At 35.2% G+C, this 19074-nt stretch carries 1 protein-coding gene (running past one end of the window); it reads left to right on the forward strand.

The genetic code is table 11. The features are described 5' to 3' along the window. Positions 1 to 19074, forward strand: partial view of an Ig-like domain repeat protein gene (locus tag Q0P94_RS00245; protein WP_295112206.1) — the 5' portion only. The gene runs 8370 nt beyond the window's last position; the window shows 19074 of its 27444 coding nt (coding positions 1-19074); the start codon lies at positions 1 to 3; the stop codon falls past the right edge of the window.

The following is a 19074-nucleotide window of genomic DNA, read 5'->3' on the forward strand; positions in this document are numbered from 1 at the left end:
ATGAACAAGAAAGAGATATTAATAATATTACTTATAATATGTTGTATTTTCTCACTTCAGGCTGTTGCAGCTTCAAGCGATTCAAATACTACGGATAGTGTTGTTTTAACAGCACAGAATAATGTCTCTGCATATTCACTTCCTAATTCTAATGATCAACTGCATGAGGAAAGTGTAAATGCAGACTCATTTTCACAATTGCAGAGCGATATAAGTGTCGGAGGAACCGTCACTTTGAACAAGAACTATACTTATGACAGTAGTTCAGATTCCGGTTTAGTTAAAGGAATAACTATTCCTACAACTGTGACTAAAATCGATGGTCAGGGTAAAGTAATAATAGATGGTAGTAACCTAGCGAGAGCATTCATTGTTCCGGAAGGACATACCATAACCTTAACTGGAATAACATTTATCAATTGTAAAGCTACCGTAATGCCAAATGGTATGCAAGCTGGACATGGAGGGGCAATATTTGCAAAAGGTGTAGTCAACATTGATAATTGTAAGTTCATTGACAATACTGCTACTAATGCTAATGGTGGTGCTGTATTCATAAATGGTATTGAAAGCACAATTACCAATTCATACTTTGAAGGTAACCGTGCTATAAAGAACCCTAATAATATGCAAACAGGTGTTGGAGGTTCAGTATTCCTGAATGGTTCCAGTGTTACTATAAGTCATTCTACTTTTATTAAGAATATGGCTGGTATGAATGCAGGTGCTATTGGTAGTAGTGGTAATCGTATTACTAATGTTAATATTATAAATTGTACAATAAACAATAATACTGCTAATGGTTCCGCAGGTGGAGTTGGTATGCAAAGTAGTAATTTCCATATTTATGATTCCACCTTTAAATATAATGAAGCAAAAGGTTTATTCACTGCTTATCCTGGTAATGGTGGTGGATTAGTAATGAGAGGTTGGGATAGTTATGCATATAATTGTACTTTCATTAACAATACTGCTAAACAACATGGTGGTGCAGTATTCTTAACTAATACCACTTATAATCCTCTTAATAATAATACAGGTTTCGTACTTTCTACATTTATTAACAATACTGCCGGTTCTAATGGTGGTGCTGTTGACTGGTCTGCAGGTGCTACTTATGGTTATATTAAAGATAGCACATTTGTCAACAACACTGCTAAACGTAGTGGTGGTGCAGTACATTGGAGTGGTCATTATGGTACTGTAAGTAACTCTACTTTCACTAACAATACCGCTACTGGTGAAGTCACTAGTGTAATTGGTGGTGTTCTCGGTGGTGGAGATGGTGGTGCTATCGTATGGGTAGGTAGTCATGGTATTATTAATGGTAATTCTACTTTCACCAATAACCATGCTAATGTACGTGGTGGTGCTATATTCTTACATGGTAACTCCACTGAAAATTGTACTAACTTAACTATAGACAGTTCTACCTTTAATGATAATGTTGCTGGTATTAATGGTGGTGCTGTAGATTTCAATAGAGGTGCTCATGATGGTGTTATTAGTAACTCTACTTTCAATAATAATATAGCAAACAGGTCTGCAGGTGCTGTATTCTGGTTTGGTACTAATGGTACTATTGAAGATTCCAACTTTACCAATAATAAAGCTTTAGGTCTTGTACAGTATAACGACTCTTATGGTAATTTAACTTATGGTGGTTATGGTGGTGCTGTAATGTGGACTGGTTCCAATGGTACTGCTATTAACTGTAGGTTTGAAGATAACTATGCTCAATATAATGCTGCTACTAATTCAGGAGGTCGTGGTGGAGCTGTTTATCTGCAAGGTAGTGATGAAGGTAACGGTACCAATACTACATTTGATGGCTGTGTATTTATTAATAATACTGCAGGTACCAATGGTGGTGCTATAGACTGGCACGAAGGTGCAAGTGATGGTAATATTCTTAATTCTGTATTTGAAAATAATACTGCTTATGCAAATGGTGGTGCAGTATACTGGAGAGGTCACAATGGTGAAATTATAGGTTCCAATTTCACAAACAATACTGCTAAAGGTACACACACCGGATCATATGGTAACTTAGGTGATGGTGGTGCAATCTTCTGGGCAGGTATTAATGGTGCTGTTGAAAATTCAAGATTCATTGCTAATAATGCTCAGTTGAATAATGCTACTTATCATATTGGTGGCCGTGGAGGTGCAGTATACCTCGAACGATGTGACCACGGAAACAAAAACACAACCTTCAAGAATGTGTACTTTAAAGATAATGTCGCAGGTACCAATGGTGGTGCTATAGACTGGCACGATGGTGCAGAAGACGGTTTAGTTGATAACGGAACATTCATCAACAACACTGCTCGTCGTAATGGAGGTGCAATCTTCTGGCACGGATACAACGGTACTGTTAAAAATTCAAGGTTTGTAAACAACAGAGCTACCGGTGAAGCGCATGAATATGATATGGACCTTACTTATGATGATGTAATTGTCATAAATGCCCCAAATGGACTACCTGATATAGGGGTAAAGGGTAAATTATACGTAATTAATAAAACTCTTTCATTAACTGTCGGTCACTTTGAATCTTGGGTAAACGGAACTGACAACAAATGGCATAAATTGGACGAAGTTAACATTTCCCTTTCAGAGTCAATCATCTCACCAGTCGACTGGGCAATCGATCAGTACTTCGGTGGTGACGGAGGTACTATTTTATGGAGTGGTGACTTAGGTCTTGTATACAACTGTACATTTGTAGACTCCAACTCAGCACGTCGTGGTGGTGGAGCATACATGACCGGAAGTGACAATGTAACATACAACTTATGTAACTTCACAAACTGTACTTCAGGTACCAATGGTGGAGGTGTAGACTGGCTTGCAGGTGCTAACTACGGACATATTTACAACTGTATTTTCAACAATACCCGAGCAGCACGTTCAGCTGGAGCAATCTACTACGACGGTGACTATGGTAGAATGGAAAATATTACTATTATCAATACTACATCCTATGGTGGATCTCTTAAAACAAGTAAAGACGGTAAAGTAAAATATGCAGGATGGGATTCAAGCCACTGGGATACAAACACCACAGGTGGAGATGCAGGAGCAATTATGTTCACTGGTGACCATATTGTTGTACATAATGTAACTTTCACTAACTGTACTACTGTTGGTCGTGGAGGAGCAGTCTTTTTACAGGAAAATCATAATGTAACATTTGACTTATGTAAATTTGAAAATAACCGTGCATTAGGTATTGCAAACAACACTTGGAAAAATTACACTCAAGAAAGAAATGATGCCAACAATGATACTAAAGTAGATTACAAATTAACAGGTCATGGTGGTGCTGTTGCGTTTGATGTTGGTGCATCAGAATGTGATATTACTAATTCAGTATTCATTAACAACTATGCCCGTCGTGACGGTGGTGCAATCAACTTTGCAACCGGTTCTCGAAACAATACAATCGAATATTCTAATTTCACAAATAACAGTTGTGGAGATGACGGTGGTGCAATCAACTGGGAAGGTGACTTAGGTCATGTTATCCATATTATATGTTACAACAACACTGCTGTTGCATATAATGATGAAGTAACCGGTGCATCCACATCAAAAGGTGGAATCATATGTCTTACAGGTAACAATGTAACTATTGCAAATTCCACATTCGAACTTGGTGCTGTCTTATTTAAAGCGGGAAAATTAAATGAAACCGACGGTGGTGCATTATTTGTAACAGGAAACAATACAAATATTACTTATTCAAAATTTATCAGGTGTACTTCACCAAATAGTGCCGGTGCAATCATGATTATCGGTGTCAACACAACAGTTGATAACTGTACTTTTGAAAATTGTAATTCCACAGTAGACGGTGGTGCGATTTATATTGATGGGGATAATGCATATATTAAATCATCCGAATTTAAAAATACATTCGCAGGTAGAGATATTCATTCAGATTATGGTGGAGAGGCATCTTCTTTCGATCAGACTTTTGTTGGAAGAGGTGGTGCAATTTATATTAAAAATGATCATGCGAGAATTATAGATTCCAAATTCAATTCAAGTTACACAACCCGTGATGGTGGAGCTATTTATATTGAAGGTAACAACGCTACAATTTCTGCTGAATTTATTGATTGTAGAGTTGGTTATCCTACATCCTGGATTTCTCCGGATATCAGTAATTTTAATGAAATTGTACAGAATATGTTATTAAGAGCTAACGGAATGGTTGACTTTACTAATGCAAATTTAAAAACTATATCTAATAATCTCACAAATATTTATAATTCATTAAATTCTATAAAAAATAATTATGTTAATAAAATATTTAGTAATAAAGTCTTTAATCTTACTAATCGTGATTCAGCTATTAGCAGTCTGGAAGCACTTAATGATACTATACCTTCCAGGGTAAAATTTGATAGTAATCTTTTAAAAACATTAAATTTAACTGAGATTATACAAAAATTATATGCTATTCCGGATGATGCTACTTATGATAATTATACTAATAATGTAAGCTCTATTGTTAACCTCATCAATAATAAACTTAATTATGTCAATAATTTGAAAAATAATTATAAAATATTTACAGATAATATTTATCCAATTAAAAATAATCTGAATACCTTATCACGCACATCAGATTTTAACAAATTTTTAGATATTGTAGATACAATTGCAAGTCAGGTTAGCAATATTAATAATTTAAATGGTATTAAAGATATCTATTTAACTGCTGATTATACTCAATTAGATAGTAATTTCACTTTTATTAAAAATAATATTGACAATATTAAAAGTAAAGGTACTGCTGTGGTTGATATTGGTGTTAAAGGTGGAGCTATTTATGTAGAGGGTGATAATACTAATATTACCGAATCCAGTTTCAATAATTGTTTTGTAAGTGATATTCTCAATGGTGAAGGGGGCGCAATTTTTATCACAGGTATTAATGCCACTATTGGAAAATCTGAATTTATAGGTTGTTATGCTTCTGAAGATGGTGGAGCATTGTATGTATCAGGTCAAAACTGTAAATTGTATGACTCCAATTTCACAAGAAACGTTGCCGGTGATGATGGTGGTGCTATAAACTGGATTGGTGATTTTGGTAGTATATATAATATTACTTGTACTAATAATAGAGGTGTAAGCACACATGGTAATTCAAATGGAGGTACAATATCTCTTGAAGGAAATAATGTAAGTATTTCCAAATCAAAATTCGAAATGTCTTCTGCTAAAATTGCAGGAGGAGCTATATTTATTACAGGTACTAATGTAAATATTACTGATTCTTCATTTTCAAGATGTAATGTTTCAGAAACAGAAGTTGAAGCCGGTAAAACTTATACTACTGGTGGGGGTGCCATTTATATTTTAGGTGACAACACTAACATTGTGAACACAACCTTTGAAAGATCCCATGGAAAAGAAGGTGGAGTTATTTATGTGCAGGGAAAAGATGCAACACTTGATAATATAACTACTTCATTCACTTATGCTTCAAATGGTGGATCAATTTATATTAAAGGTATTAATGCTGAGGTTTTAAACTCGGATATAAGTTTCACCAATGCTACCCTTAAAGGTGGTGCTGTATTTATTGACGGTATAAATGCCCATATTGAAAATTCAACATTCAAATTTACTCATGCATTTGCTTCAAAAGGTTATACTTCAGACAATCTCGGTGGTGCAATTTATATTAAAGGTAATTATGCTAATATTACAGATTCTCAATTTAATAACTCTAATGCATATAGAGGAGGAATGATTTACCTTGAAGGTAGTTATTGTGATGTAATTAATTCCTCATTTGAAAATGGTCATACTTCCTGGGACGGTGGAGCAATATTTGCTACAGGTTCATATTCTAATGTATACAATTCAAACTTTACAAATAATGTTGCAAAAATGGATGGAGGTGCTATCTTCTGGTATGGTGGAAAAGAATCTACAAATAATGTTGTTGATGGTTGTATATTTACAGGTAATGCTGCTTATCCACCTAGCGGTGCTATTCAAAATGTTAGGACTACTAGGGGTGGTGGAGCTATCTATTGGTCTGAAGGACAAAAATATGGAGTTGTCAGAAATTCTCAATTTATAAATAATTCAGTTCATGCTGCTGAAAAGGCAGATGGTGGAGCTATTTTATGGGATAAGGCTAATATTGAGGCAACTATTGATAACTGTACATTTGATGGAAATTATATTACAACATCTGCTACTATCAAAGATAAACCTTGGGTACAAGGTGGAGCTATCTATGCAAGACCTGATGGAGGTAAGTTAGTTATTAACAACTCTGAATTTAGAAATTGTTGGTCTATTAGAGAAGCTGGTGCATTATATCTAGATAGTTCCAATACTTTGGGAATTTATGTTCTTAATACTAAATTTATTAACAACACTGCTAAAGGTGTCTTAGCAACTGATGCTGATAATGATAAAGGTGGAGGTGGTGCAATGATTAAAGGTACTAAAAATGTTTGGTTTATAAATACCACCTTCATCAACAACACAGCAAACTTTGGTGGAGGACTTACTGTATGGAAATTAAACGCTAATTCTGTTTATTTAATTAACTCCACTTTCGATGGAAATAAAGCTACTGGAGGTAAGTTAGGTTCCAACAGTGGTGGAAGTATCTATGGTGCGTCTTCGTTTAATATTGAAAATGTTACAATTTCAAACAGTTTTGCAGCAGAAAAAGGTGGTGGAATCTACTTTACAAATGTTGATGTAAATTATAAAAATTTAACTTTCATTAATAACACTGCTGAGCAAGGTGGTGGATTATACTGGTTGCGTGCAACTGAAATCGAAGGTATGAAATTCATTAATAACACTGCTACTCAACAAGGTGGTGCTATGTATCTTCCTGTTGCACAAACAATTATAAATAATGAGTTCATTGGTAATAAGGCGAATGAAGGTGGAGCTATTTATGTATATGCAACTGGTTCCACTATTCAGTATAATAATTTCACAAATAATAGTGCTAATATGGGTGGTGCAATTTACGCACCTAAGTTAAGTAATCATTATGTAGATATTTCACATTGTGCTTTCGATGGCAATAATGCTTCTTATGGTGGTGCAATTTACAATGCATTTAATGGCAATTCAAATTTCCCTATATCAGATTGTACTTTTATAAGGAATACTGCTAAATTTGATGGTGGTGCTGTTTATCTTGCAACTACTGGGCACTACATAACAAGTTGTACTTTCGAATCAAACAATGCACAAAATGGTGGTTCTCTTTATGTTATTCCTGATATAACTGCTAATGTACGTGATTCTACATTTGTAAGTTCACATGCAGACAATGGTGGTGCTATATACTATGGAGGTGAATCTACTGGTCTTACAATTTATAATGATACCTTTAGAAAAAATAGTGCTGTATATAATGGTGCTGCTGTTTATTATGTAGTAGTTGAGAATTCTATTGAATGTGTATATAGGGACTTCAATAATTTCGATGACATCGGACATATTGATCCAAATACCCATAGAACAGATGTTTATACTAACGGAACTAGTACTCACTTTATTTTCACTTCATTATTTGAAAATAATTATGATTATATATTAAAGGTTATTACTGACTCAAGTTATGAATCTCCGGTTATTACTGTTATTGTTGACAGTCCAAGAAATCTTAATAGAAAAGATATTCATGTGGTTATAAATTTAACTAATTCAACTACTGGTCAATTAATCCAACAGGTCATTATAACTCCAGATAATTTCTATGAACATTATAATGATCATGAAGGTGAAAATTTCCTTTATGCGACATTCACTGGTCTTATAACTAATCAAACTTATAATGTTACTGTTGGATTTTCTAGTGCAGACTACTTATATAAAGGAAACTCTACTCAAGATAGGGCACACGGTGATCCGATTGGAGATTTCACACTTCTCCAACGTTGGATTGAAGGCAATATCACTAATGGAAAATATGAGATTCACTTGCCAAGGACAATGAGATTCACTCCATATTATAATAATGATGCTTCATATCCTTTAGATACCAAATGTATGAATCTTACAAATATAATTAAACCATTTACTATTTATGGTGATGGTTGGTCTATAGATGCAAGAGGATTCTCAAGAATATTTAATATCACTGCAGCCAATGTTACCTTTGTTGATGTGGAATTTGCTAATGGTAATGCTAGCGGTAAATTTGGTGATAAGGTAGATAAAGGAGGCGCATTATATTGGGCTGGTGTAAATGGTACATTAATTGATTGTAATTTCTATACCAATAATGCTACCATAGGTGGTGGAATATACTACGATTACACAGCTACAAATGCTAAAATCTATAATACATCATTCAGAGCAAACAATGCAGTTACCCGTGGTGGTGCTATTGACTGTAACTCTCCTGGAATGGAATTGATAAACACTACATTTGTATCTAACACTGCATATGTCGGTGCAGCTTTATGTAGAGAAGTAAATGCTACAGGAGGTCATGGATTTAATAACACCTTCAGAGATAACCATGCGGAATATGCAGGTGCAGCTCTTGCATGGGTTAATGCATCAAGTATTCATATTGATACTTACTACTTCTATGATAACACTGCAGGTTTCAGTGGTGGAGCAATCTATGTAGGTGAAGGCAGTGGAAATTGTGAAATTATAAACTGTCTATTCGACAACAACTATGTTGACAATTCAACTGATGGTCATGGTGGTGCTATTGAATGGTATGCTGAAAAAGGACTTGTTGACAATTCCATTTTCACAAATAACCATGCTTATGATGGTGGAGCAATCTATGTAGGTAGTGCCTCAGGTAAAATCAACATTACCAAATCCACTTTCAAAGATAACTATGCACTTGCTGCTGGTGGAGCTGTCAGCTTAAGCGCATCTTCCGTAACTATCAATCAATCCAACTTCTATAATAACAAGGCACTTGAAGGAGGAGCATTATATGTAGGTGGAAAAGGTGAAACCAACTATGTATACAATTCTGTTTTCGAAGGAAACAATGCGACAGACGGTAACGGTGGTGCTATTAACTGGATGGCATCTTCAGGTACAATCGTAAATTCAAACTTAACAAATAACAATGCATATTATGGTGGTGGAATATACTTCGGTGGTCTTTCAAATGAAAGTATAATTACAAGATGTATATTCACAGACAACCATGCTAAATACAATGGTGGTGCTATTGACTGTAACGCTTCCAAAATGTATTTAACACATACAATATTTGACGGAAACTATGCTCAATTCGGAGCAGCATTATGTAGGGAAGTCAATGCTCAAAAAGGATCTGGTGAAAACAACACATTCAAAAACAACCATGCATTTGTTTCAGGTGCAGCTTTAGGTTGGATGACTTCAGTAGGTATTACAATCACTGACTATAAATTCATCAATAACTCTGCTGATGTCAGTGGTGGAGCTATTTATCTAAGTCCAGGCAGTCATAACTGTTCAATCATTGATTCCTACTTTGAAGATAACTTTGTAACAAACAGAACTCAAGGTGTGGATTCATTCAGTTGGGAGTCATGGGATCACGTTACAATGTATTATCGTCTCCAAGGTACTTATAATATGAGCTTAGTCAATAAAACAATTATTTATCCTACAGAGACTTTATACTACTATCTTGTAGGTACATATCCAGAGGATTTAGGAGTTGGTGGTGCAGTCAATATTCTTGCAGAAAATGCAACAATTCAAAATTCCAACTTCACAAGAAACACCGCAAGATTAGGTGGGGGAATATATGTAGGTGCTGATTCAGGTAACACTGTCATTAACGTTTCAGTATGGAGAGAAAATGTTGCTTATGAACGTGGTGGAGCTATTAACTTACACGCTTCTGGTGTACATATTGATGATGGTGAATTCTATAACAACGTTGCTGTTAACGGTAGTGCAGTATATGTTGGTGGTGTAGGTACTGAAAACAAAATACATGAATCACTATTCGATGGAAATATTGCAACAGGTTATGGTGCAGGTGTTTACTGGATTGCTGCAGCTGGTGAAATTCTTAATTCATCATTCACTAGAAACTCTGCAGTCTATGGTGGAGGTATCTACTTAAACGGAAGATCAAATTATACTACTATTACCAATACAACATTCACTTACAATAACGCTACCAAAAACGGTGGTGCTATTGACTGTAATGCGGAACATATTGGAATTTACAATTTAACATTTGAACATAACTATGCAGGAGAATACGGTGCAGCTTTATGTAGGGAATCAGGTGCAAGATATGGTCATGGAGACCATAACGTATTCAATTACAACCATGCAGACATTGCAGGTGCAGCTCTTGCATGGCTTGGTGTGAAAAACATTCACATTGATTACTATAACTTCACAGGCAACACTGCAGGTCAAAGAGGTGGAGCAATATATGTAGGTAACGACAGTGACTTCTGTATTGTGGAACACTGTATATTCACAGGAAACAATGTAACCAATGAAACTTTAGGAATTGGTGGAGCTATAAATATTAATGCAGACAATGCAACAGTTATACATTCAATATTCACTGACAACCATGCATCCGTTGGTGGTGCTATTTCTGCAGGTGAAGAATCAGGTTTCACCAAAATCAACAATGTAACATTTACAAGAAACGGTGCTACAATCGATGGCGGTGCTATTAATTTAAGAGCAACTGGTGTATCAGTCAATGACACTCGCTTCTACTCAAATACTGCAGGAAGACACGGTGGTGCACTCATGGTAGGTGGAACCGGTAAAAACAATACCATATACTACTCAGTATTTGAAAAGAACGTTGCAGGTGATCACGGTGGTGCTATCGACTGGCTTGCAGCTGCTGGTGATATATTCTACTCTAATTTCACAGCTAACGAAGCTGTCTACGGTGGAGGTATCTACTTAAATGGTATTTCCAGTCAAAGTAGAATCTTCAATGTTATATTTGATGCAAACAGGGCTACCAAAAACGGTGGTGCTATTGACTGTAACGCTAGTATGATGGGTCTTAACAATACTAGATTCACAAATAACTATGCTGGTGAATACGGTGCAGCTTTATGTAGGGAAGCTAACGCTACCGGTGGATTCGGTGGAAACAACTCCTTCATTAAAAATCATGCAGATATTGCAGGTGCAGCTCTTGCATGGTTAGGTGTGGATGGAATCAACATTAACAATTACACTTTCATCAACAACACTGCTTTCAAAAGCGGTGGAGCTATATATGTAAGGGGTGACAGTCCAAACTGTAAAGTACGTAACTCCTACTTCGATACCAACTACATTACTGATGTTAAAAATGGTCAAGGTGGTGCTATTGATTGGGTTGGTCCTAATGGTTTAATTGCCAACACTACATTTATTGATTCAATTGCGGTAAATGGTGGTACAATATTTGCAGGTGTAAACTCAACAAATATTACTATATTCAATTCTTCATTTGTATCTTCCCGTGCATTGGGTGATGGTGGTGCAATTGCTTTATACAGTGATAATGCTAAGATAACATATTCAAACTTCACATTCTCATTAGCATTAATAAGCGGTGGTGCAATTTCAGGTCATAACAATTATAATACTACAATCGATTACTGTATCTTTGATTATGGTATGGGTGCCGGTTACATTGATTCTTCACTTAAAGCTTTCGGTGAAGGTGGAGCTATTCACTGGGAAAATGCTACAGACTTAAACATTTCAAATTCAAAATTCTTGAATCTCCGGTCAAATGCTAATGGTGGATCTATTTCAGCAGTAAACTGTAATGATTCTACATTATATAATTTAACATTTAATAATGAAGTGTCCAGTCTAAATGGTGGTTCTATCTCATGGATTAATTCAACTAATTTAACATTTGATTCACTTAAAGTAAATAAATCCAAAGCATTTGAAAATGGTGGTGCATTCTATTTAATTGGCATAAACGATACAGTCATTAAAAATTCAATTTTCTATGATGTTAAAACTCCTGACGGTAACGGTGGTGGAATTTACGTAGACGGTAATGTAACTGTTCAAAACAGTACTTTTGCTAATTATGAGGCTTCAATTGACTATGGTGGTGCATTATACTTTAATGGTGGAATTTCCACTGTAATAGATTCTAACTTTACTGGTAGGGATGCGATTTGGGTTTACAGGCCGGCTACAGTGTATTTAACCAACAATAACATTACTGGTCCAAATCCAAATAAAAACATGACTTATCTTGAAAGAGACTACAACAGTAAATATAATCCTGTCGATTACTCCGTATGGAACGATGGTATATTATATCTTGATAAAAACAGCTTTGATTATGTAATATTCAACAACGGTACAATAATGACCCAAACCTATTTGGACATGTTGAGTAACACTACTCATGAAGTAGAATGGAATACTACTTTCATGTTCTATGCTAATATTACTGATGACAATCACAACACAATCATTTCTGTACATTCATTAGGTACCTACAATAATCATCCGGAATATGATTCTGGTATAAAATATAACTTAACATATAACAGACTTCCACTTCCTGCATCTATCCAGGATGTATTCTTACTTAGTGGAAATGATACTGGATTGGCGAAATGTACCTACCGTAACGGAACTTTAAAAGTTAAGATGCATACTCAATTAGAAATAACCAGAACTCCGGAAGTCGATGAAAACATTACATTCATAGCTACAATAACTCTTCCATATGGTGGAGTTTACAGTAATCATACCTCTGTAGTAGGGGAGCAAGTCAAATTTGTCATTGGCGGTAAAGATTATTATGGTACTATTTATTGTGAGCAAATAGTAAATGGAAGATGGCTTATTGCTTATGCAAATGTCACCTTAAACCATATGCATACTGGAACTTACACAGTTACTGCTACATATGATGGTGATGATTATCACTTTGGTGTTACAAATGATACTGTTGTAATCTTAAACTCACGTCCGATTTGGATTATAATTGAGGCTGCAGATATTTATTATGGTCAAACATTAATCTGTAACGTGACTTCCAATGCTACAAATTCCCAAAACGGATGGGTATACATAAGAATCAACGGTAAGGAAGTAGTACGTGAGATCAAACTTGAGGCAAACGGTACTAAAATAGTTCCTATAACCTATGCTATGTATAAGGATATAATTACCTCAACTGGTGAATACACCCTTTCAGTAATGTTCAATAATGATACTTATTATGATTATCAATTGAATTATTCCACATTCAAAGTGAAAAAATTCAATACAAACATTACTGCAAACCTAACAACTCCAATCACTGTTGGAGATCCTTTAATCATTAATGTAACTGTAAATAATACTGCACAAGGATTCATAAAAGTAACTATCGACGGTAAAAAATACATTGTAGAGATTGTAGGTGGAGAAGCACAATTCAGCATTCCTAATTTGCTCAGCGGTACCTACACAGACATACCTGTGGAATATATGGGTGATGATTTCTTCGCTACAAATTCAACCAAGATAACATTCACTGTCAATAAACAAACCAGCTATGTCTTTGATGTAAAAGTTGATAACATCACATACGGGGACAATGCTACAATCAGGGTAAGAGTTCCAACCGATGCTACCGGAAATGTGACAATTTATATTAATGGAACCAATTTGGGAACTATAGACCTCATAGATGGTTCTACTGATCTGGTTGTAAGCGGATTGTCTGGTGGAGAATATGTTGTAAATGTAACTTACAATGGTGACTCCAGGTATGCTCCAGATGATAAGAACAATACCAAATTCAAGGTAAATCAAAATAACAATTGGGATATGACTATAACCGGTAACTATGAGCCATATGGTGAAGACACTTCTTTCATCATAAGCAACATACCTCTTGGCATTTCAGGTAACTTAACATTTACCATTGATGGTGTTGAGTATAATGCATCTATCATTTCGGGCAGTGCTACTTTAACCCTCAACAACCTTTCAGCAGGTCGACATGAGGCAAACGTAAGCTATGCTGGTGATGCAAACTATTCTGCCAAATTCAAAAAATTCTTCCCTACTATTCCTAAAGCAACTCCTACAATTACATTAACACAAGATGGTAAAAATGTAATTGCAACTGTCAGTGGAAACACAACAGGCAATGTAACATTCTACATAGGAGATAAAGAATATACTGTAGACCTTACAGGCAGAACTGCTACTTTAATTGGTAAATTGGACTATGGAATAAATGTTGTTTCAGCAGTCTATAATGGTAATGATAATTATACTACTGCTGATGCAAGAGAAACATTCACTGTTGACAGATTACCGTCTTTAGTAAATGTGACTGTTGAGAATACTCCATATGGAAACCCTGTTGAAATCCTTGTTCAAGCTGGTGAAGGCCAAACTGGATCTGTAAAGATTGAAATAAACGGCAATACCTATATGGATGAACTTGATAATGATGGTAAAGCAACATTCTATATAATGGGATTAAATGTAAATGAGTACTCAGTAAGTGTTACTTACAATGGTGATCATTCACATGATATAATCAGTAATTCAACTAAATTCAATGTAACTAAAGCAGACTTAACAGTTGATGTGTCAGCATTAAATGTAACTGTTGAAGATAATCCTACTTTCATCATTAACTCTATAAATAATGACTTCACAGGTAATGTAAGTATCAATATCACTACTGTAAAATATGATGATGTTGTTAAAACTTTAATTGAAATAAGTAAATTGACTGCAGGCAACTACAGTGCAAATGTAACCTTCTATGGAGATTCAAATTATAACAATAAGACTTTAACAGTTAACTTCACTGTTTCAAGACTTGTTCCTAATATTGATGTTGAAATTCAGGATGTAACTTATCCTAATAAAGCTGTTGCTGTAATTAGTGTAGCCAATAATGCTAATGGTACTGTTAAAATCACTATTGGTACTCAAGTATTTACAGGATCTATATCAAAAGGTAGTGGTAGTGTTGACTTAACCGGATTGGATGCAGGTTCAAAAGATGCGGTAATTGAATTCACCACTACTGATAATTATAATGATAACGCTACTGCTAACGCTAGATTCACAGTAAATCATGCTTCTTCAAGTATTGAAATTGTTGTTGAAAATGTTTATAAGGTTGGAGAGAATATTGAAATTACTTTAAACAAAATCAATTCAACTGGTGAGGTCACTGTTACTATTAATGGTGTGCCTCAAACTGTTGAAAATAATAAAGTAACTATTCCTGACGGTTTAGCTGAAGGTACTTACACAATTATTGCTAATTTGGCAGGCGATACCAATTACGATTCAGCTACCAATACTAAAGTATTCAATGTTGTTAAAAACACTATCAATTTAACTGTTGATGTGGGCAGTGATGCTCATGTCGGTGATGAAAAAACAGTCACTGTAACATTAAATGTGACTGATGCAACTGGAGATGTCATCATCTCAGTCAATAATGTTAATTATTTCGCACATATAAGTGGCAATGTAGCTACATTGACCATTAAAGACTTAGAAAATATCACATACACTGTTAAAGCAATCTATAATGGTGATGATAAATACTTGGCAAACGAATCTGAAATAGCCTCATTTGATGTAAGTAAAGTTGACACAACAATTCATGTGGTTGTAACCACTCCTATAACTCTTGGAGGCACTTCCACTGCTACAATTACTGTTGATAAACAAATCAATGCAACTGTTACTTTAACAGTCGGTAATGCAACTTATAATAAGACTTATAATGTTGTTATCATAAATGGTGTCGGCCAATATGACCTCTTCGGATTTGCTAATGACGGCACTTATGATGTAAATGTCAGCTTTGCTGGTGATAAGAAATACCTCGGTTCAAATGATACTACTCAATTGGTAGTTAACAAAGTTTCAAATTACGATTTAGATGTATATGTAAGTGATATTAACTTTGGAGATACTGAAACAATCCTTATTGTTTTACCTACTGATGCAGATACCAATAAATTAGTTGTAAAAGTTGATGGAACTGTTTATCCACATACAATGGTAAATGGTTTTGCTACAGTAACCATTAATTCTGACCCTACTTTGCCTGTTGGTCAACATGAAGTAAATGTTACCTATCAAGGCGATGATAAGTACGGTCCTAAAGAAAATAACTCAAACATATTCACTGTTAATCAAGGTGCAAGTTGGGATATGACTTTACGTGTGGAAAATCATACTTATGGCGAATACACTACAATCACTGTGACAGTACCTGCCGCTGTTGTAAACAATGTCACTATTACTGTTGATGGAGTTTCATACTCCAGAAAAGCTAATGATCATGGTATTGCAACTTTAAGATTAAACAATTTATCTGGTGGATTGCATTTAGTCACTGCGGTTTATCCTGGTGATACCACATATGGTTTCAATTCCAGAACTGCAGTATTTACTGTAGATAGAAATGAATCCAATATTGATGTTGCGTTCATAACACCTGCTCCTGCCGGAGAAGGTGTACAATTCAACATATCCATGATTCAAAAAATCAACGGTTCCGCTATTTTAACCGTTGGTGATCAAACATTTAACGTTGTCTTAACAAATGGAAATGGATCATACACTGTTTACGGATTAATGAACGGTAATTATGATGTTAAAGTAGAATTTGCAGGAAATGAAAACTACACAAACAGTTCATCTTCAATTAAACAGTTAGTTGTTAATAAAGCTACCACTACTGTCAGCCTAAGTGATGTCACTATCGAGGATGGTGAAGTTGCTACAATCCTAATCACTGTGACAGATGGTGCTACTGGAATTGTAAATGTGACTGTAAATGGAATAACTAGAATTATTGGTCTTATTGATTCCAAAGCAATTGTTTATGTTCCTAACTTGAGAAATGGTACTTATTTAATCACTGCAAAATATGGTGGTGACGATAAACACTCTGCAAGTGAGAATATCACTCAACATATTTATGTAAATAAAGTATCTGACTATGTTTTCACTGTAGTCGCTTCAGATACTGTCGTTGGCGGCAAGTCTACTGTAACTGTTTACATGCCTAGTGATGCAAACGGTAATATTACAATCAATGGTAAGACTGCTAAGGTTGTCGGCGGTAAAGCAACCATTGTTTTAGATACAGAAACTTCTGCTGGTCCAAAATCTGTTAGCGTAAGTTATGCTCTTGACAGCAAATATGCTGATAAGTCCGGTGTTGAGGCTACTTACAATGTTGATAAGGCTCATACCAGTGTTGGTATTACTGTGGATAGCATATATGTTATTGGTGATACCGTAACAATTACTTTAAGTCAAGAAAATGGTACTGCAACTGTTAAAATCAACGGTAAAGATTACGCTGTAACTAATAATCAAGTTACTTTCACTGCAAATGTCACTGGTGAATACAGTGTTGTTGCTACTATTGCTGAGGGTACTAATTATTATGGATCCAGCGATACTAAAGTATTCAATATTGTCAAAGCTTCTTCAGACATAGAAATTGATGTTAAAGAGATTAATAAGGTTGGAGAAAGAATTGAAATTACTTTAACCAAAATCAATTCAACCGGCACTATTACTGTTACCATTAACGGTAAACCTCAAAATGTTGTCGGTAATAAAGTATATGTCAGTGATTTAGGTGAAGGTTCTTACACTATTGTTGCTAATTTAGCAGGCGATGATAAATATGAAGCATCAACTAGCTATAAAGTATTCAATGTTGTTAAAAATAATTTAACAGTCACTTTAAGTGATATCACTACAATTAATGTTGGCAGCCCTATTACTTTCACTGCAACTTTAAATGAATCTGAGGTAGGTGATGTCATATTCAATATTAATGGTGTCAACTACATTGTACCGATTAATGGTATAACCGCTACTTACACTTACACTCCTGCAGATAACACTACTTTAAATGTTGTTGCAACATTTACAGGCAATGATAAGTTCAATGCCAATTCATCTGCTTTAAAACAATATGGCGTATCCCGTGTTGCTTCCAAGGTCAGTTTAAGTGATGTTACTATTGAAGTGGGTCAAATAGCTAAGATTGTAATCAGTGTCACAGACGGCGCAACAGGTGTTGTCAATGTCACAGTCAACGGCGAAACCCAGAGTGTCGGTCTTGTTGATTCCAAAGCAACTGTTTTAGTCACAGGTTTACCTTACGGAGTATATCCAATTTCCGTAAAATATCTTGGTGATGACAAATACAGCGGCAGTGAAAACAATAATTATAGGGTCAGTGTGAATAAAGTATCATCCTATGATTTCACTGTAATCGTTTCAGACACTATTGTCGGAGGCAATTCCACAGTGACTGTTATCATGCCTGGTGATGCTGACGGTAATATTACAATTGGAGGTAAGACTGTTAAAGTTGAAAACGGTATAGCAACCATTGTTTTAGATAAGGAAACTTCTGCCGGTCAGAAATCAGTTACCCTAAGCTATGGTCATGACAGCAAATATGCTGATAAATCCGGCGTTACCGCTAATTACAATGTAGGTAAGGCAACTTCCGCTATTGAAATTACTGTGGATAATGAATTCAAAGCAGGAAAAGCTATTGAAATTACTTTAACTCCTGTTAACTCTACCGGTAAAGTCAATGTCACAATCAATGGTGTACCTTACACTGTTTCAGGCAATAAAGTGACTATTCCTGCTGGTTTAACTGAAGGAACTTACACTATTGTTGCTAACCTTTCCGGAGATGATAATTATGATGCAGCACATAACTGCACTGTATTTAAAGTTGTTAAAGATGATTTAACAATCAGTGTCCGTGAAATTACAAGTACTATCTATGTCGGAAATGAGGTTACTTTCACTGCTGATTTAGGAAAATCCGTCACAGGTGATGTGGTATTCAATATTAATGGTGCAAACTACACAGTACATATCGTTAATGCTAATGTTGCTGAATATAAATACACTCCGGTTAACAATGCTACTTTGACCGTTGTTGCAACATTCGCAGGTAATGAAGAATATAATAGCAAAGTATCAGATCCTCAAACATTCACTGTTAACAGAGTCGCAACTAATGTGGCTGTTGACTTTAATTCCCCTATTACTGCGGGCAGTGAT

The sequence above is a fragment of the uncultured Methanobrevibacter sp. genome (assembly GCF_946184425.1).
Lineage (GTDB): Archaea > Methanobacteriota > Methanobacteria > Methanobacteriales > Methanobacteriaceae > Methanocatella.